Here is a 17073-nt window from a genome sequence, read left to right as displayed (position 1 = left end):
ATCAGCCGCAACCGCAGCCGCCGCAGCATCCGCCGCTGGAATGCGCATCGTCGCGATCGTCCAGCGAGGCGCGCCTGGGCGCCGCATCCACACCCATGCCGCCGAGGATCGCGATGACTTCCAGCTCGTCCAGGATGGTCGATACGCTCAGGTGCCCGCCGTCGTCCCCGATGCGGACTTCGGCATCGGGGTCGAACTCGCGCAGTGCGCGGGTAAGTTGCCCTTCGCGCTCGGTGAGCGGTTGCGGGTTGTGCACGGCGATCATCGTCGGTGTCTCTGCAGGTCGGGTGCTCAGGCTAGGCCCCGACCCGCATGCCTGCCCTTGACCGAAGTCAAGGGCGATGCACTTGGCGCGCTCAGAATTTGTAGTTGAGCTTCACCCATGCGCTGCGGCCGGGCTCGTTGATGCGCACCGGATCGGCGGGGTAGCCGAAGGCGCTGTTGCCGGCGAGGTTGAGGTGCTCGGCGTAGGTGCGGTCGAACACGTTGTCGATGCCGGCGGCGAGCTGCAGCGTCTGCGTGAAGCGGTAGCCGCCGTTGAGCGAGAACACCGCGAAGCCCGGCGTCGGCGCGAGGTCCTGGCCGACGACGTTGCCGTAGCCGGGGCTCACGCGATCCTGCGAGGCCGCCACGCGGAGCAGGGCGCCGACTGACCAGCGCTTGTTGTCGTAGGCGGCGTTGAGGCGCGCTTCCAGCGGCGGCGTCTGCGGCATCGCGCCGACGTGGTCGACCTCGCCCCACGCGTAGGCGAGGCTGCCGCCGAGCTTCCATTGCCCGGTCGGGCGGAACTCGACGCCGACTTCGCCGCCATGCGTGCGCGCATCGACGTTGGTGGCGCGCGTGATCGCGCCCATCATTCCTTCGGAGTACTCGAACAGGATGTAGTCCTGGATGCGTCCGGCGTACAGCGACGCCCACGCGTCCCAGCGGCCTTCGCGGTAATGCATGCCGAGGTCCAGCTGCGTGGTGCGCTCGGGCTCGATGCCGGCGAAGGCGTTGACCGAACCGGCCGGCCCCAGCGTCGGGGAGAACAGCTCCCAGTAGTCCGGCATGCGCTGGACGTGGCCGAGGCCGAGGTGCCACATCGTCGCTGAACCTTCCGGTTGGATTTCCCAGCGCACCAGGCCCGAGGGCAACGTCTCGCGTCGCGTCGCGCCCTGCGTCGGATTCGGCCGCGGCATCATGCTGCCGGTCGTGGCGCGTTCGTCCTGCACGGACGCGCGATCGATGCGAAGCCCGCCGACGAGCCGCTGCCGCGGCGCGAGGTTCCAGCCCAGTTCGGCGAACACGCCGACGTTGTCCGAACGCGCGTCGGTCGTCCACGGCTGCGTGAGGTACGCATCGCGGCCCATCGCGTTGCGCTTGCGATGGCGGTTGTCGCGCGCGTCCAGGCCGGCGTCGAGGTTCCACTCGTCGGTGCTCCACGCGAACGCGAGGCGTCCGCCTTGCGTGCGCTGCGCGACGTTGCTCGCCATGGGCATCGGCATGCTGCTGCCGGCGTCGGGTTCGCGCAGCGTGTAGTTGTCCATGACGTGGTCGACATCGTTGTAGTACAGCCGCGCTTCGACCTTGTCGAAGGGGCCGTCAAAATTGCGGCGTTCCGCGCGAAGGCCGTAACTGGTGCGTTCGAACTGCGAGCCGTCCATGCCGCGGCCGGCGTAGCGCGCCTCGCCGTCGCCGCGGCCGGCGCTCACTTCAACCAGCGAATCGGCATCGGGCGTCCAGCCGAAGGCGACGTCGGCGTTCCACTTCTTCCACGCCGACGGCACGACGTTGCCGTCGCCGTCGTCGTAGTCGTCGGACTGCGAGCGGTTCGCGGTGACGCGCGCATACGCGCTGGCGTTGCCGAACGCGGTATCGACCACCTGGTCGTCGCGTCCGAAGCTGCCGAAGGTGGCACTCGCGTTGAGCTGCATGCCGGGCGCATCGAAGAAGGGGATGTCGCGTTCGAACCGCACCGTGCCGGCCGAGGCGCCCGGACCCCACAGCACGGTCTGCGGCCCCTTGACGACTTCCAGGCGGTCGTAGGTTTCCGGCGACACGTACGACAGCGAGTTGTCCATGCGCGCCGGGCACGCGCCCTGCATGTGGCCGCCGTCCGTCATCAGGTTCAGGCGCGAACCGAACATGCCGCGAAGCACGGGGTCGCCATTGGTGCCGCCGCTGCGGATCAGCGAGAACCCCGGCACCGTCTTGAGGTAGTCGGCGCCGTCGCTGGCGGGCACCGGCTGGCGCGGCAGCTTGGTGTCGGTGACGAAGGTCATCGCGAGCGTGGGCGTCACGTCGGTCACGACGAGCGTGTCGAGCGTGACCACGCCGTCGTGGTGCGCCGCGCCGTCGGCCGCCTCGCAGGTGCCCGCGATCAGCAGCGACAGGGCGACGCACAACGGGCGTGTGGCGGGGATGCGATCGCGAAGGCGGAACGCGGGAAGGCGGGTCATGGGAGTCACCGGGATCGTTTCGGGAAATTCGCTGGCGACCTGCGCGGGTCGCCTGTTGCAGCGAAGTCTCCGCGCGCGGCCAGGCTCCGAAAATGATCCGGATCAAATGGCGCGAAAGCCGATGAACAGGGACAGGCACGGCTTGACTTACATCAAGGCGACCGTGCGGTGGCGTAGCGCAATGTGCACGCAACGGCCGAAAGGCCATTCGCAAGGCAAGCAACCCATGATTCGTGCAACGCAAAAGGGGAAGGTGCTGCTGCATTACGCACTGGTATGCGCGCTCGGCATCGGCGCACCGGCGGCGCTGGCCGCCAACCATGACGACGCCCCGCAGCTCGACACCATCCAGGCCGTGCTGACCGCGCCGCCGCTGGTGCCGCCGCCGACCAACCGCAACAAGCCGGCGAAGGTCGTCGTGGACCTGGAAGTCATCGAGAAGGACATGCGCCTGGCCGATGGCGTGACCTACAACTTCTGGACTTTCGGCGGCAGCGTTCCGGGCAGCTTCATCCGCGTGCGCCAGGGCGACACGGTGGAGTTCACGCTCAAGAACGCGCACGACTCGCACATGCCGCACAACATCGACCTGCATGCGGTAAGCGGGCAGGGCGGCGGCGCCGAGGCGACGTTTACGCTGCCGGGCCACAAGACGAAGTTCACCTTCAAGGCGCTCAATCCCGGCCTGTACGTCTACCACTGCGCGATGCCGCCGGTGGGCATGCACATCGCCAACGGCATGTACGGCCTGATCCTGGTCGAGCCGCCGGAGGGCCTGCCGAAGGTGGACAAGGAGTTCTACGTGATGCAGGGCGACTTCTACACCGAAGGCAAGCACGGCGATCCGGGCCTGCAGCCCTTCAGCCTGGAAAAGGCCATCGACGAGCATCCGACCTACGTCGTGTTCAACGGTTCGGAAGGCGCGCTGACCGGCGACAACGCGTTGACGGCGAAGGCGGGCGAGACCATCCGCATGTACGTCGGTAACGGCGGCCCGAACCTGGTGTCCAGCTTCCACGTGATCGGCGAGATCTTTGACAAGGTCTACACCGAGGGCGGTTCGAAGTACCAGGAGAACGTGCAGACCACGCTCGTGCCGGCCGGCGGTTCGGCGATCGTCGAGTTCAAGGCGGACGTGCCGGGCAACTTCGTGCTGGTGGACCACAGCATCTTCCGCACGTTCCACAAGGGCACGCTGGGCATCCTCAAGGTGGACGGCGAGAAGAACCCGTCGATCTACAGCGGCCAGCAGTCCGAAGCCGAATACGCGGCGCCGGCGAAGGCCGGTCACTGAGGCCGGACGCGATCCGGTCGGGAGGAGGGCAGTCGACATGTTCGCCACGTCCATCATCGCGGCTGCCCTGCTCGAAGGCGCGCTGCTGGCGGCTCCCGCGCCAGCAGCGCCAGCGGCGGAGCCGGTCGCGTTCGTCGCGATCCCCGCCGGCGAAATCCGCTCCACCGTGCGCTACGAGGGCGATGACGGGGCGCGACGGGTTGCGGCATTCGAAGTGTCGGAGCGTGCGGTCACGGTGCGTGAGTTCGAACGGTTCGTGCAGGCGCACCCGCAGTGGAAGCGCGGCAACGCGCCGACGCTGCTCGCCGATTCGGCGTACCTCGCGAACTGGGCCGATGCCGACCACGCCGGCGATGCCGTCGACGCGAACGCGCCTGTCACGCACGTCAGCTGGTTCGCCGCCGCTGCCTATTGCAAGTCGATCCACGCGCGGCTGCCCGACTGGAGCGAGTGGGAGTACGTGGCCGCCGCCGGTGCCACCCGCCGCGATGCACGCAGCGATTCCGCCTGGCGCGCACGCACCTTCGACGATGGCACGCCGCGTGCGATTGACGCACGCCCCGACGCCGTCGCCAACGCCTACGGGGTGCGCGGGCTGCACGGCGCGACGTGGGAATGGGTCGGCGACTACGCGACGCTGCTGGGCGATGCCGACAAACGCGGCTCGGACGACGGCGATCGCCTGCAGTTCTGCGGTGCCACCGGCCTGTCGTTCGCCGATCGCGACGACTACGCCATCCTCAAGCGCGTCGCGCTGCTGTCGGCGATGGAACCGCGCAGCACGCTCGGCAACCTGGGCTTCCGTTGTGCACGGAGTTCACCATGAAACGACTGATCAAACCGTTCCACGTCGTCGCGCTGACGCTCGCCATGAGCCTGCCCGCGGTAGCGAACGACGCGCCGCTTCCCGGCGACTCGGTCTACCAGGTCCAGGCGCATGCGGTGGACCAGCAGGGACGTCCGCTCGAATGGAACGTCCTGCGCGGAAGGCCGACGATCGTGTCGATGTTCTACGCCAACTGCCACCTGATGTGCCCGCTGATCATCGCCAGCGGCAAGGCGCTGCAGACGCGGCTGGAACCGACGCAACGCGACGCGCTCGACTTCGCCGTCATCAGCATCGACCCGGCGCGCGATACGCCCGCGGCTTTGCATGAAGTGGCGCAGGCGCATCGCCTCGATGCCGACCACTGGCGCCTGCTGCGCCCCGACGACGCCGACGTCCGGACGCTCGCCGCGGCGCTGAACATCCGCTATCGCGCGCAGCCCGACGGGACCTTCAACCACACCAGCGTCCTGATCCTGCTCGACCGCGACGGTCGCATCGTCGCGCGCAGCGAGGTGACCGGCCTGCAACCCGATGCGCGGTTCGTCGCCGCGGTGCGCGAGCACCTGGGCGCCGCGCACTGAACCTTCCGTCTTTCCAACCACACGTTCCACTCAGGAGTCACCATGAAACTGTTCAGCCGTACGCTCCTCGTTGCCGGCCTGCTCGGCGCCGCAGGGTTCGCCCAGGCCGCCGGCAACTGCACCGTCACGCTCAAGGGCGACGACGCGATGAAGTTCGACCTGAAGGATGCCACGGTGTCCGCCGCGTGCCCGACCATCACCGTCGAACTGGTCCACACCGGCAAGATGCCGGCCGCCGCGATGGGTCACAACGTCGTCATCACCGCGACCAAGGACATGGACGCCGTCGCGCGCGAAGGCATCAAGGCCGGTGTCGCCGGCAACTACGTCAACAAGGCCGACGCGCGCGTGATCGCCGCCACCACGCTGATCGGTGGCGGGCAGAAGACCAAGGTCACCTTCCCCGGCAAGAAGCTCACCGCCGGCGGCGACTACACCTTCTTCTGCAGCTTCCCCGGCCATTCGATGCTCATGAAGGGCAAGCTGGTCGTCACCAAGTAATGCCTCCGGGGCCGCCTGCACGCCGGGCGGCCCCTTTCTTCATGCAACGCAGGAGTACCGCATGGAATTCAACGTGACCGTCGATCTGGGCCATGCCGATCTGCAGCGGATCGATCAAGCCCTCCGCGACGTGGACCCGGCCGCGGTGGTCGACACAGGTGGCGACGCGCTGCGCGTGGCGGGCGCCTTCGACATCGTGACCTTGCTGACCACGCTGCGCGGCGCCGGCTGCGAACTGACCGCGCACGACATCCAGCGCTTGCCGTCGGTATGCTGCGGAGGTTGCAGCGGGTAGACGCGGCCTCGCGGCGCGCATTCACCAGTGCGGCGCTGCGTGTCGGTTAGCGTGGTGCAGGTGGCGGCGCAATGCACCGACTCCGCGCGGCGTCTGTTGTCGAAGCGTGCCGCCGACTCGAGGTAGCTCGTCGAAGAAGGCGAAGGGAGTCAGTGTCGCGATCGACGAGCCGCGCCGCGAGACTAGTGGGCGGTTCGCCGACGTGCTGCCGACGGCGAGTGGTGCAACGCCTATGAGGAGGGGTTATGCGGAAGATCAGAGTGGGGATAAGGCCAAGTTATCCGGGGTGGAGGCTCCCCTGTGGTGCGGGTCGCACATGCCTCTGCGGGAAAAATCCCCGCGATGTTTGGCATCTAACTCGGCGTGCACGGAATTGAGAGGGCAAACGTCGAGCCCGGGCCGTCGTTGGCGTTCGCCCAGAGCCTTCCCCCATGACGCTCGACGATCGTCTTGCTTACCGACAAACCCATGCCCATTCCATGCGGCTTCGTGGTGAAGAAGGCTTCGAAGATCCTGTCAAGGTTCTCGGCTGCCACGCCGTGGCCCGTGTCCCGCACCGCAAACTGGGCCATGCCGGCTTCAGCTGCAGAAGATTCAAGCGTGATCACGCGCGCGCCGTTGTCAGTACTCGCAAGGGCCTCCGCGGCGTTCAGTACAAGGTTGAGGATGACCTGCTGGAGCTGGATCCGATCGCCCCGAAGTGGTGGTAGCCGTTCGTCGAGGGAGAACTTGACGACAATGCCGCGTCGCTGCAAGTCGTGCGCGCACAGCGAAATGACTTCCTGAGCGGCCTCGTTGAGATCGAAGTTCTCTGGGGTGAAGTCGTGCTTTCCATACAGTCCGCGAAGGCGCTTGATGACCTCGGACGCGCGGTTTGCATCGCGGATGCTGCGCTGGGCAGTTCGCGCCGCGCCTTCGACGTCGGGCTCTTCCGCAGCCAGCATGCGCAGGCACGCGCTGGCGTTGGCCAGGATTCCCGACAACGGCTGGTTAACTTCGTGCGCGATCGACGCTGCCAGTTCTCCCAGCGTCATCACGCGCGTCGCGTGAGCAAGCTCGGAGCGAAGCTTGTCCACCGCCTCCTCCGCCTGCCGGCGTCGTGTGATGTCCTGCGAGACGCCAATGCACTCCCGGCGCCCATCGTCATAATGGAACAGCACGGTGGATTGGCTGAGGTATTTGACCCGGCCATCCGGCATGATGATCCGCTCAACGTTCTCGGCGTTCTCCTCTCCCCTGAAGATGCGGGCGATCTTCTCCTCGACGAGGGCGCGATCATCGGGGTGGACAATTGGCAGGAGGGCGGGCGGCCCAAGATCCATGGTGGGTTCGACTTCCCATATCCGGAACATTTGCTCGGACCAGACGAGCTTGTTGTTGATCAGGTCCCACGAGAAGGAACCCGTTTCGCTGATCCGCTCGGCGGTACGCAGAAGATACTCGCGTCGCCTGAGCTCGTCCTCCGCCCGGGATCGTTCAATCGCGATGCTCGCGATGTGAATCGCCCGGTCGATCATGTCCTGCTCGCGTGATCCCGGTGCCGAAGCACGGTGATGGTAGACGCAGAGCGTTCCCAGAATGCCGCCTACCCTCGAGCGGACCGGTGTGCTCCACGCGCATCGGAAGCCGTGTTCAACCACCCGCGTGCAGCACTTCGATTCCTGACAGCGCTGATCCGTTTCCAGATCATCCACGACGACCTGGGCGCCCGCGGCGACTGCCATCGCGCAGGGGGCCGAGGAGGGTTCGACCGGTCGTCCGGTGAGCAGGTCCTCAAGCGAGCTCGGACGCGAAGGCGACACGCTGAACTCGAAAACCGTTCCCGTGCCTTCCAGCAGCCGGACTTCGCACATGCTGCCGGGCAGGGCGCTCTCGGTCACGAGGCACAGCATCGCGAGTATGTCTCGAAGGGGCTTTCCGGAAGCGATCAGCTCGAGCAGCTGCCGCTCGTCCGCGAGCATCATGGTGGCGCGCTTCTGTTCGTCGATGTCGACGTTCGCGCCGTACCACTTGATGACCTCACCCTTGTCGTTCCGCAGCGGATGCGCGCGGAAGCCGAACCAGCGATACGCCCCGTCGTGCCGCCGCACACGTGCCTCGGCCTCGCCCCCTGTGCCGCTGGCGCCCAGCTGTTCCCAGGTCGCGATGATCGCCGCCAGATCGTCCGGGTGGATCACGCGCGTCCATTGCCAATCGCGCAGCTCCTCTTCCTGCAACCCGACGTAGTCCAGGTAATGCCGGTTGAAGAAGTCCGCGCCGCCATCTGCTCGCGCGGACCAGGCCAGCGTGGGGATCGTGTCGATGGTCAACCGCAGATTGCGTTCGCTTTCCAGCAGTGCATCTTCCGCCAGCGTGCGGTCGTGGATGTCATTCACCACGCCGTGCCAGGCGATGATCGCTCCGGCTGCGTCGCGGAGCGGTCGCGCCTGGTTATCGCACCAGCGGTATTCCCCGCTGTGGTGAAGAAAGCGGACCTTGCGTCGGTAGGGGGGCCCCGTAGACACCGCGTCGCGCCATGCCCTGACCGTCGCGTCACGGTCTTCAGGATGGGTCAGGTGCACCCATTCCGAGGCCATGATCTTCTCTTCCGCACGTCCGAACCACTCCCGCATCCGTGCATTGAGGTAGTTGACCGAGCCGTCCGTGCCCGCCGAGAACACGTTCGCGGGAATGGTGTCGATTGTCTGGGCCAAGCGACGTTCGCTCGCCCGGAGCGCTTCCTCGGCGAGTTTGCGATCGTGGATGTCGACGCAAGACCCATACCATTTGACGACGCGCCCGTCCCCATCGCGTAGAGGGAGCGCAAGCGTCAGGATCCAGCGGTAGGTCTGGTCGGCGACATGGAAGTGCCGCACTTCGACGGAGTAGGGTGAACCGCTCGCGATGCAGCCACGCCAAATTTCAGCTGTGGGAGCACGATCGTCCGGATGGAGCAGGTTCACCCACCTGTCATTCATCACCGTCTCGGCGGTGAGGCCGCTGTAGGCGAGCAGGCGTTCATTGCAATAGTCGATATTGCCTTCGGCCGTTGCACTCCACAGCATCTGCGGGAAGGTCTCGGCCTGGTGGTGCAGGTTTCTTTCATTCGCACGTACTGCCTGTTCCGCGCGCTTGCGGTCGTCGATGTCGAACAGCAGCACGTACCACGCCAGAATCGCACCGCTTTCGTCTCTCAGTGGTTGACCGCGATTGTCGAACCAGCGGTACGCTCCGTCGTAGCGGCGCAACCGCTGCTCGATGACATAAGGCATGCCGGAGGCAATCGAGCCTCCGAATACCTGGGCGACATTGGGCATGTCTTCCGGGTGGACCGTGCCATTGGTGCCCCAATCCCGCAGCTCCTCGATCGTCTGGCCGCAGTACTCCTTGATCTTCGAATTGACCGTTTCCACGCGTCCGTCGGGACCGAGGATGGCAACGAGGCCGGGCAGCCCTTCGATCAGCGATTCGGCGTCGATGTGCGCGACCCGATCGCGTCGTGGGCTCTGCACCTTTGATTGCTGCAATGCGAGCAACGCCTGTTCACGCGCCACCGAGAGAACGAGCAGCTCAGCGCTTGTAGGAAAGTCGTCCCTTGTTGCCGCGGCGATGAGGGTTCCAGAGACGCCGGGCGCCTCGGCGGGCAGGGTGGCTACCGACAGCATGCGACCGAGACATGAAATGCGGGCAGCGGTGGGCCATTGATCGAGGTCGGCCCCGAGCGACCTCTGGATTTCGTCACGTACAGCCTTCAGATCCAAAGTGGGAGCGTCTCGATGACGGGCGCCATGGAGTTCGCTGCCCAACTCGACGACTACATACTCGAGCCGGAGTAGCGGCAAAAGCACTTCAGCCAGCCACGCGTCGATGTCGTATGCATGGCGGACCGACCAAGATGTGGAGCGAGCAAGCAGCCCTCGCAGGTCACTGAGACAGCTGGTTAACCGCGCGATCTCGGTGTCGTGTCCATCCCGTGCAACGTTGCCGCTCACAGCGCACCGTGGGAGGGTCGTGGGCAGTCCTGGCGGCAGACAGGCCTTTCCCGGAGCGCTCGGGCGGAGGGCCCTGCACTCGGGCCCGCGGGAAGCCGGCCGATACCTGCAGAATTCGACTGGCCCATGCAGTGCCTCCTGCGCTCGTTACAAACAGCGGTCATGGAACCCCAGCGTCCCCGGGACAGGAAATCAATATCACAGGACGGTTCGGCGCGACACGTCGCCCAATTTTTAGCCGACTGCTGACCCGGCGGCATCAACAAGGGTTGCCAAGCATCAGGCTTCCTGCCTGATTCGTCCTCGTTGCCCGATGGATGCAAGGCTCTGGCGGCACAGGCCCCGCCGAGCGGGACGGGCGAGCCGATGCTAGTGTTGGAGGCGCACCGCTCCGTGGCAGCTGCAAGGACATCCCTAACGAGGTCGTCGTGTTGCGTTCGCGCATACCAGGACTTTTCGTCGTGACGGTTGCCGGTCTGATTGCCGGCGCGATTGCGCCGGCATGGGCGCTCGATCCGACGCTCGCGATCTCGGGTTATGGGCATCGGTCGTGGCGCGGTTACGAAGGACTCGGGTCAGGTCCGGTAGGGGCGATGGCGCAGACCTCCGACGGTTACATGTGGTTGGCCACTCCGGACGGAATACAACGCTTCGACGGCATCAGCAGCAAACCCTGGCCACCAAAGTCGCGAGGTGTTCTCGCCGAAGCTGGCGTCCGAGCGCTTCTGGGCTCGCGCGACGGAACTCTGTGGATCGGTACGACGAAAGGTCTTTTCAGTCTTGTTGACGGCCGCCTCGTAGACCATCCCGCCTTTAGGGGGCGAACCATCAACGATTTGGAGGACGCGGGGGATGGAACTCTTTGGGTTGGTGGCTCGGCGAACAAACAGGGGCTGTTGTGCTCTATCCGGGTAAACGTCGTCGCCTGTTACGGTCACAAAGGCCAGTTTGCCGATGAAATAACCGCCCTCCACCGTGACAGCGCGAACGCGTTATGGGTATCCGATGGCAGTCACGTGTGGAACTGGACGGCCGATCCTTCGATGGCTTACCCGATAGCGTCGTCGCCACTGTCCAAGCCGCGGCGCGCGATGGCTGAAATCGCTCCCGGAACGGTCGTGGTGGGGAAGGGCTATCTGCACGGGGTCGCGAAAGTGGGGCAAGGCAAGGTGGAGTCCTTGGACCTGCCGGGCCTGACCAACGACTTGGTATACATAAAGGCGATGCGGGATCGGGATGGTGCCGTCTGGCTGGGCACGGCGGACGCGGGCCTGGTTCGGCTGCACAAAGGCCGCGTGGACACCTTCACCGCAGCCGATGGGTTATCTGGTGATCACGTCATCGATCTTTTCGAGGACAAGGAAGGCGATGTGTGGGTCGCCACCTCACGGGGACTCGACCAATTCAGATCGGTAGCGGTTGCGCGCCAGGCCAACGCCAATGGCCTGACCGGGCGCGGCCGCTCATTGCTCGCGACGCGTGACGGCTCGCTCTGGGCAGGCACCAGCACAGGGGTGTTCCAGTTGAATCCGGCAACCCAGCAATGGGTGCGTCGACTTCCACGGATGGGAGGAGTGTACGAGGATAGTCGTGGGACCGTGTGGTCGCCTTCGTCCAACGCCGTTGGACTGCTGACGTTTGCCAACGGCCGCATCGGAACGGTGCCGGGGGTTCCAGCGGGCCCCGTCGAGGCCGTTACGGAAGACGCGCAGCACGATATGTGGATTGCACATCGAACGGCAGGCCTGATGCGCATGAAACCGGGGGGGCGCGCGGAGGTCATTTCCGACCGCTACACGTTCTCGTCCAAGCGCATCGCAACCATGGTTGCGGATCCTTCGGATGGCTCGTTGTGGCTCGGCCTGTGGACGGGTGAGGTCGAGAACGTGGTGGACGGACAGCCAAGGGCGCGATTCGATCTCCTGGGACAGCACCCCAGGACGCGCGTCAATCACATCCGAATCCAAGAGGACGGCAGCGTTTGGGCATCCACACGGCGTGGCATCAGCCGCATCAAGGACGGACGCGTCGTCGAGCTCACCACGGGGCTCGCGCCGACATGCGAGGACGCCTTGTGGTCGCTCCGCGCCGACCGACGCGTATGGATCCTGACCCGCTGCGGTGTGGCATGGAGCGATAGCGCCGATCTCGACGCACGGGTCTCGTCTGCGGAAGACGGCGGGCGGCCCGAAGCGCGCTTCCGGCTGCTCGAACCGTGGGACGGCATATATCGGGAGCTTGGCCTTGCCATCATCGGCCATACCACCACGCCATACGTTTTCGCGCCGAAGATGGCGCGCACGGCGGACGGTCGAATCTGGGCTACCGGCGGCGACGAAATCGTCACGATTGATCCGAGGCGCATACCGTTCAACAAACTGCCTCCGCCCGTCCACGTCCAGGCTTTGGTCAGCGACGGCCGCCTGTTCGAGCCCCAAGCCGACATGCGGATTCCGCCACAACCTCGCAATCTTCGGATCGATTACACCGGACTAAGCTTGAAGGCACTCGATCGGATGCAGTTTCGCTACCGGCTCGATGGTTGGGACAAAACCTGGCAGGAGGCAGGAAACCGACGCCAGGCGTTCTACACAGACCTTTCCCCAGGAAACTACCGTTTCCAGGTGATCGCGGCAAACGATAGCGGGGTATGGAATAGGGTTGGCGACACCCTCGCGTTCACGATCGAGCCGGCTTGGTGGCAGCGCACCGACCTGCGTATTGGCGCGGCTTTGGTCGTGTGCCTCATGCTGTTCGCGTTCTACCGCCTGCGAGTAAATCGTCTCGCAAGGATGCTTGAAGCCGAAATGGCATCGCGCCGCGAGATCGGCCGCCTGTACAGTGACCTGCAGGATCGCGAATCCAGAGTTCGACGCCTGTTTAACGCGAACATCATCGGCATTTTTACTTGGCATCTTGACGGGCGCATCCTCGACGCCAATGAGGCCTTCGCCAGGATCGTGGGCTACGACATCAGTGAGCTCGTGTCCGGACGGCGCGAATGGAAGGACCTCATGCCGCCCGAGTGGGATCCGACGGACGACCGGATCATGAGCGAGATGTTGGCCACCGGCGTCGCCACCCCATTCGAAGCGGAGTACATCCGGAAGGACGGGGCGCGAGTTCCCGTGCTGATCGGTGCAGCACTCTTCGACGCCAAACCCGGCGAGGGCGTGGCCTTCGTCCTCGATCTGTCTGAACGAAGGATGGCGGAACGGGCCGCGCGCGAGAGCGATCGCCGCTCCCATGAGATGGAGCGGCGCCTGGCAGACGCGAATCGAGTGGCGAGTGTCGGCTACTTGTCGGCGATGATCGCCCACGAGGTCAATCAACCGTTGTCGGGGGTCATGACCAATGCGTCCACCGTACTTCGCATGCTCGACGCCAGACCGCCGGTGGGGGAGGGAATTCGCGACGTTGTGCAGCGAATCATCCGGGACGGCAATCGCGCCGCGGAGGTGATCAGGCGTCTGAGGGCGATGTTCAGCGGAAAAGCGCCAACGCTGGCAGCCGTGGATCTCAATGACGCTGTACGGGAAGTCGTTGACATGGCACGCAAGGATCTGGAGAAAGCCAGGATCGATGTTCGCCTGGAGCTGGACGAACGGCTTCCCGTCGTCAACGGCGATCGTATCCAACTTCAGCAAGTGATCCTCAACCTGCTACGCAATGCGTCCGAAGCCATGGGAGGAGTGCACGACCGGCCTCGCGATTTGCTGATTCGTACCTGGCGGGAGACGCCGGACAGCATCTGCCTCGCGGTGCGGGACGCCGGAGTCGGCTTACCTGCAGGAGACCCGGAAAAGCTCTTCGATGCCTTCTACTCCGGAACAAGTGGCGGCATGGGCATCGGTCTGTTCGTCAGCCGCTCCATCATCGAGAGACATCAAGGCCGCCTCTGGGCGGAGTCCAACCAAGATCACGGCCTGACGCTCGTGTTCTGCCTCCCTGTGGAGCGGACTAGAAACCAGGGCGAGGACGCGGCCCGATTTGACGTTGTAGACCCGTCGCACTGAACAAACCAGGCTGCTCAGACGTCCGGGGGGAGTTCCACATGCTTGCCCAGATGGAACTCGACTTCCGAGCGGGTCTGGAGTCCGGCGGCCAGCAGCCTCGACATTCTTGCCTTCGTTTCTGGCCGTGCGACGGAGCGGAAGAACTCGTCGAGGGCAGGGGGGAACAATGCGTCGTCGGGCAGCGAGACTTCATCGATGAGACGCTTCGCACCCATCAAGGCTTCCTTCTCGAATCCCGCGATGCGCCGTGCGAGCGCATCGACGAACCCGTCCAGGTCACCGTCCGGTAACGCACGATTGACGTAGCCGTAGCGTTCGGCGAGATCGCCGCGAAAATCATCTGCGCCAAGGATCACTTCCAGCGCGCGTCCGCGTCCTACGAGACCGGCGAGCCGGGCCATCGGATTGCCACCTGGCACCGCGCCGACGCCCACTTCGAACTGACCGAGGAAGGCTTTCTCTGCGCTGGCGAACCGCATGTCGCACGCAAGTACGAACTCGCTGCCAGCGCCGCGAGCGCGGCCACGTACTGAGGCGATCGTCACCACTGGCACGCGGCTGATCCGCACGAGCACGTCGAGCCAAGGATGCATGCCGGTCGGACCCTTCGGCATCGCGGCCGTGCGCGCCTTGTCGATGAGCACGTCGTAGTGGGCCAGGAAGAAGTCGGGATCGGCGCTCGCGAAGACGACCACCTTCACCGAGGGGTCGCGTTCCAGCAAGGAGATCAGCTCGGAGAGCTGCGTGATGGTGTCCAGATCGACCAGGTTGATCGGCGGATTGGAGAACTCCGCGCGCCAGTAACCCGGCGCCGGCTGCGTGACGCGGATCTGCTCGCGCATCGGAGGCCTCGCTTCGCCGACCAGGAACGGCGGATGTATGCAGCGTACGGAGCAAGACGTGCTTGACGGAAGAGCACGAAGGTATTGGGTCACGTGCATGAATGCGGCGCATTGCACGAAGGTATCGGTCGACACCTTGGTGCAATCGACGGTGTCGCCAGTCACTGTTCAGATGGCTCGCACCTTCCGTACACGACGGGACACCGGGCCATGAAGAATCCTGCATTAGCGCATGCCGTCGCTGTGATCGCGTTGATGTTCGCCATGGATGCACTCGCGCAGTCAGCGCGATCGCTGGTGGTGCCTTACGACAACGAACCGCCGCCGAGGCTCACCATCGATCCGCCGCTACCGGGTCCGCTGGCGAAGGGCGTCGCCTTCATTCCGTACCGCGTGGAGAACCTTCGCATCCTTCCCGTGGGAGGCGCGCCCGCACGCGAACTGTCGCCGCGCGTCGGGCATCTGCACATCACGCTCGACGACCTCCCGTGGCAATGGGCCGATTACGGCGGCAGCAGCACGATCATCCTGGTCAACCTGCCCAAAGGCCGGCACAAGATCCTGATCGAAGCGGTGGACCCGGAAGGCGGACTACTTACATCGCAAAGCATCACCTTCGACGCTCCCGGGAAGTAGCCAATCTCACCAGAGGATCAGCCATGAAACGCACGATGAGGAATTCCATCGCAGTGGCCGCGGCCGTGTTCGCGATCGTGGGCGGCGCGGCGTTCTCCGCACCGGACAAGTACACGCTGAAGTCGCCCGGCGGCGTGGCCTTCGCCGATTTCAAGGGGTACGAGGATTGGGCCGTCGTCTCTTCGGCACGTACCGATGAAGTGCTGAAGGTGATTGTCGCCAACCCGACCATGATCAAGGCTTACAAGGCTGGCGTGCCAAAGAACGGGCAGCATTTTCCTGAGGGTTCGAAGATCGTGAAGCTTCAGTGGAAGCCGAAGAAGAGTACCGACGCTCCGTTCGTCGTGGATGTGCCGGATGTCTTCACCCAGGCGTTCGTGATGGAGAAGGACAGCAAACGCTTCCCGAAGACCGGTGGCTGGGGGTACGCGCTGTTCAACTACGACGCGCCGTCGGACACGTTCGTCGCCGATGCGGCGCCGGCCGATTGCGGCCAGGCGTGCCACGTGAAGGTGAAAACCAAGGACTACATCTTCCACCCCTACCAGAAGCGCTGAGGAGCATCGCCATGTCCACCGTTCGCGTGTTGCCGCTCGTCCTGCTGTCGATGCTCGCCGCGTGCGGGCGCCAAGAATCCGTTCCGCCCGCCGTCCAGTCCGTGTCCGCGTCACAGGCGCCGGCTGCGAAGGCATCCGAGCCCGGCACGCCCGCCGTCATTCCTTACGCAAACATGCCGAAGATCGCCCCCATTGGCGTGCGCATCGACAAGCATCTGGACGTGCCGGAATCCGCGCGAGGTCCCGCGATCGACCCTGCGAAGGGCTACCGGCTGCAAGACCTTGGCGATGGCCTTTACATGGTCACCGAAGGCGCCTACCAGTCGATGTTTCTGGTCTACGACAAGGGCGTGGTCGTCGTCGATGCGCCGCCCACGTATGCCGCGAAGCTGCCCGCCGCGATCGCGGAGATCACGAAGAATCCCATCACGCACGTCGTGTACAGCCATTCGCACAAGGACCACATCGGCGGAATGCCTGCCCTGGGTGGCAAGCCGATCATCATCGCGCAGGAGGAAACCCTGCGGCTGCTCAAGCGCGACAATGATCCGGATCGCCCGCTGCCCACGGTGACATTCAAGGACGCCTACACCCTGGACGTGGGCGGGAAAAAGCTTGAACTGTCGTATCACGGCAATGGACACGAGCCAGGCAACATCTTCATCAGCGCACCGAAGCAGAAGGTGCTGATGGTGGTGGACGTGGTGTTCCCGGGCTGGATGCCGTGGCGCAGGTTCGCCGTCGCGCAGGACGTGTTCGGATCGATCGCACAGGTGGACCAGATCGGCACGCTGGGATGGGAGACGTTCGTCGGCGGACACGTCACGCGTACCGGCACGCACACCGACGTCGCCACTCAGGCCGAGTTCTACCGTGATCTGAAGGCCGCCGCCGGCAAGGCGCTGTCCACGACGAAGCCGGGCGAGGGCGTCAACCCGCAGGACCTGAACAATCCATGGGCGGTCTTCGACGACTACATCGATCGCGTCGTGGTGCAATGCGTCGATACGCTCACGCCGAAGTGGCAGTCGCGTCTCGGCGGTTACGACGTCTATATCTGGGATCAGTGCTACTCGATGGAGCAGGCGCTGCGCATCGATTGAGGCCTCA

13 protein-coding genes are annotated in these 17073 nt (G+C 64.9%); 9 read left to right on the top strand and 4 right to left on the bottom strand.

The window, feature by feature from the left end; all coding sequences use genetic code 11:
- Position 1 precedes the first annotated feature (1 nt).
- Both GOY17_RS09475 and GOY17_RS09470 read right to left on the bottom strand, forming a co-directional pair.
- On the bottom strand, positions 2-265 hold the full coding sequence (locus tag GOY17_RS09475) for a hypothetical protein (protein WP_157030198.1): 264 nt from the start codon (positions 263-265) through the stop codon (positions 2-4).
- A gap of 91 nt (positions 266-356) precedes the next feature.
- Positions 357-2441, bottom strand: coding sequence for a TonB-dependent copper receptor (locus GOY17_RS09470; RefSeq protein ID WP_157030197.1), 2085 nt, complete (start codon positions 2439-2441; stop codon positions 357-359).
- Positions 2442-2667: 226 nt separating this feature from the next.
- On the opposite strand from GOY17_RS09470, the gene nirK reads away from it, so the two are divergent.
- From nirK to GOY17_RS09445, 5 genes are all read left to right on the top strand, one after another.
- Positions 2668-3735, top strand: a complete 1068-nt coding sequence (nirK, locus tag GOY17_RS09465) for a copper-containing nitrite reductase (protein WP_157030196.1) — start codon at positions 2668-2670, stop codon at positions 3733-3735.
- A gap of 37 nt (positions 3736-3772) precedes the next feature.
- Positions 3773-4561: a formylglycine-generating enzyme family protein gene (locus GOY17_RS09460; protein WP_157030195.1), complete on the top strand. Its 789-nt coding sequence runs from the start codon at positions 3773-3775 to the stop codon at positions 4559-4561.
- The gene (locus GOY17_RS09455) at positions 4558-5145 is read left to right on the top strand and encodes an SCO family protein (protein ID WP_157030194.1); all 588 of its coding nucleotides are present in this window, start codon (positions 4558-4560) and stop codon (positions 5143-5145) included. Before GOY17_RS09460 ends, GOY17_RS09455 begins: the two co-directional genes overlap by 4 nt.
- Positions 5146-5187: 42 nt before the next feature.
- On the top strand, positions 5188-5646 hold the full coding sequence (gene azu, locus GOY17_RS09450; RefSeq protein ID WP_157030193.1) for an azurin: 459 nt from the start codon (positions 5188-5190) through the stop codon (positions 5644-5646).
- A 61-nt stretch (positions 5647-5707) separates the two neighbouring features.
- Positions 5708-5941 carry a hypothetical protein gene (locus GOY17_RS09445; protein WP_157030192.1) on the top strand — a complete coding sequence of 78 codons (234 nt, stop codon included), beginning with the start codon at positions 5708-5710 and terminating at the stop codon, positions 5939-5941.
- Positions 5942-6294: 353 nt separating this feature from the next.
- Here the strand turns inward: GOY17_RS09445 and GOY17_RS09440 are convergent, their stop codons facing one another.
- Positions 6295-9912: a PAS domain-containing sensor histidine kinase gene (locus GOY17_RS09440; RefSeq protein WP_157030191.1), complete on the bottom strand. Its 3618-nt coding sequence runs from the start codon at positions 9910-9912 to the stop codon at positions 6295-6297.
- Positions 9913-10340: 428 nt separating this feature from the next.
- Here GOY17_RS09440 and GOY17_RS09435 point away from each other — a divergent pair, with 428 nt between their 5' ends.
- Positions 10341-13928, top strand: a complete 3588-nt coding sequence (locus GOY17_RS09435; protein ID WP_198173633.1) for a sensor histidine kinase — start codon at positions 10341-10343, stop codon at positions 13926-13928.
- A gap of 14 nt (positions 13929-13942) precedes the next feature.
- On the opposite strand, the gene GOY17_RS09430 is transcribed toward GOY17_RS09435, so the two are convergent.
- Complete coding sequence (locus tag GOY17_RS09430) at positions 13943-14770, bottom strand: enoyl-CoA hydratase/isomerase family protein (protein WP_157030189.1); 828 nt, start codon at positions 14768-14770, stop codon at positions 13943-13945.
- Between the two features lie 210 nt (positions 14771-14980).
- On the opposite strand from GOY17_RS09430, the gene GOY17_RS09425 reads away from it, so the two are divergent.
- From GOY17_RS09425 to GOY17_RS09415, 3 genes are read left to right on the top strand one after another with little or no spacing between them, the layout of a single operon-like run.
- Positions 14981-15406 (top strand): DUF6130 family protein, encoded by a 426-nt coding sequence (locus GOY17_RS09425; RefSeq protein ID WP_198173632.1) that lies wholly within the window; start codon positions 14981-14983, stop codon positions 15404-15406.
- Positions 15407-15429: 23 nt separating this feature from the next.
- Positions 15430-15963, top strand: coding sequence for a cytochrome P460 family protein (locus tag GOY17_RS09420; protein ID WP_157030188.1), 534 nt, complete (start codon positions 15430-15432; stop codon positions 15961-15963).
- Positions 15894-17066: an MBL fold metallo-hydrolase gene (locus GOY17_RS09415; RefSeq protein ID WP_198173631.1), complete on the top strand. Its 1173-nt coding sequence runs from the start codon at positions 15894-15896 to the stop codon at positions 17064-17066. The genes GOY17_RS09420 and GOY17_RS09415 overlap by 70 nt, the downstream gene beginning before the upstream one ends.
- Positions 17067-17073: the final 7 nt, after the last annotated feature.

Source organism: Lysobacter soli (genome assembly GCF_009755585.1).
Lineage (GTDB): Bacteria > Pseudomonadota > Gammaproteobacteria > Xanthomonadales > Xanthomonadaceae > Lysobacter_J > Lysobacter_J soli.
This window is presented reverse-complemented; position numbering and strand designations above follow the sequence as displayed.

Coding starts and splice junctions, on each gene's coding strand:
- GOY17_RS09475 (WP_157030198.1), bottom strand. CDS start 265: ATGATCGCCGTGCACAACCCGCAACCGCTCACCGAGCGCGAAGGGCAA.
- GOY17_RS09470 (WP_157030197.1), bottom strand. CDS start 2,441: ATGACCCGCCTTCCCGCGTTCCGCCTTCGCGATCGCATCCCCGCCACA.
- nirK (WP_157030196.1), top strand. CDS start 2,668: ATGATTCGTGCAACGCAAAAGGGGAAGGTGCTGCTGCATTACGCACTG.
- GOY17_RS09460 (WP_157030195.1), top strand. CDS start 3,773: ATGTTCGCCACGTCCATCATCGCGGCTGCCCTGCTCGAAGGCGCGCTG.
- GOY17_RS09455 (WP_157030194.1), top strand. CDS start 4,558: ATGAAACGACTGATCAAACCGTTCCACGTCGTCGCGCTGACGCTCGCC.
- azu (WP_157030193.1), top strand. CDS start 5,188: ATGAAACTGTTCAGCCGTACGCTCCTCGTTGCCGGCCTGCTCGGCGCC.
- GOY17_RS09445 (WP_157030192.1), top strand. CDS start 5,708: ATGGAATTCAACGTGACCGTCGATCTGGGCCATGCCGATCTGCAGCGG.
- GOY17_RS09430 (WP_157030189.1), bottom strand. CDS start 14,770: ATGCGCGAGCAGATCCGCGTCACGCAGCCGGCGCCGGGTTACTGGCGC.
- GOY17_RS09425 (WP_198173632.1), top strand. CDS start 14,981: ATGAAGAATCCTGCATTAGCGCATGCCGTCGCTGTGATCGCGTTGATG.
- GOY17_RS09420 (WP_157030188.1), top strand. CDS start 15,430: ATGAAACGCACGATGAGGAATTCCATCGCAGTGGCCGCGGCCGTGTTC.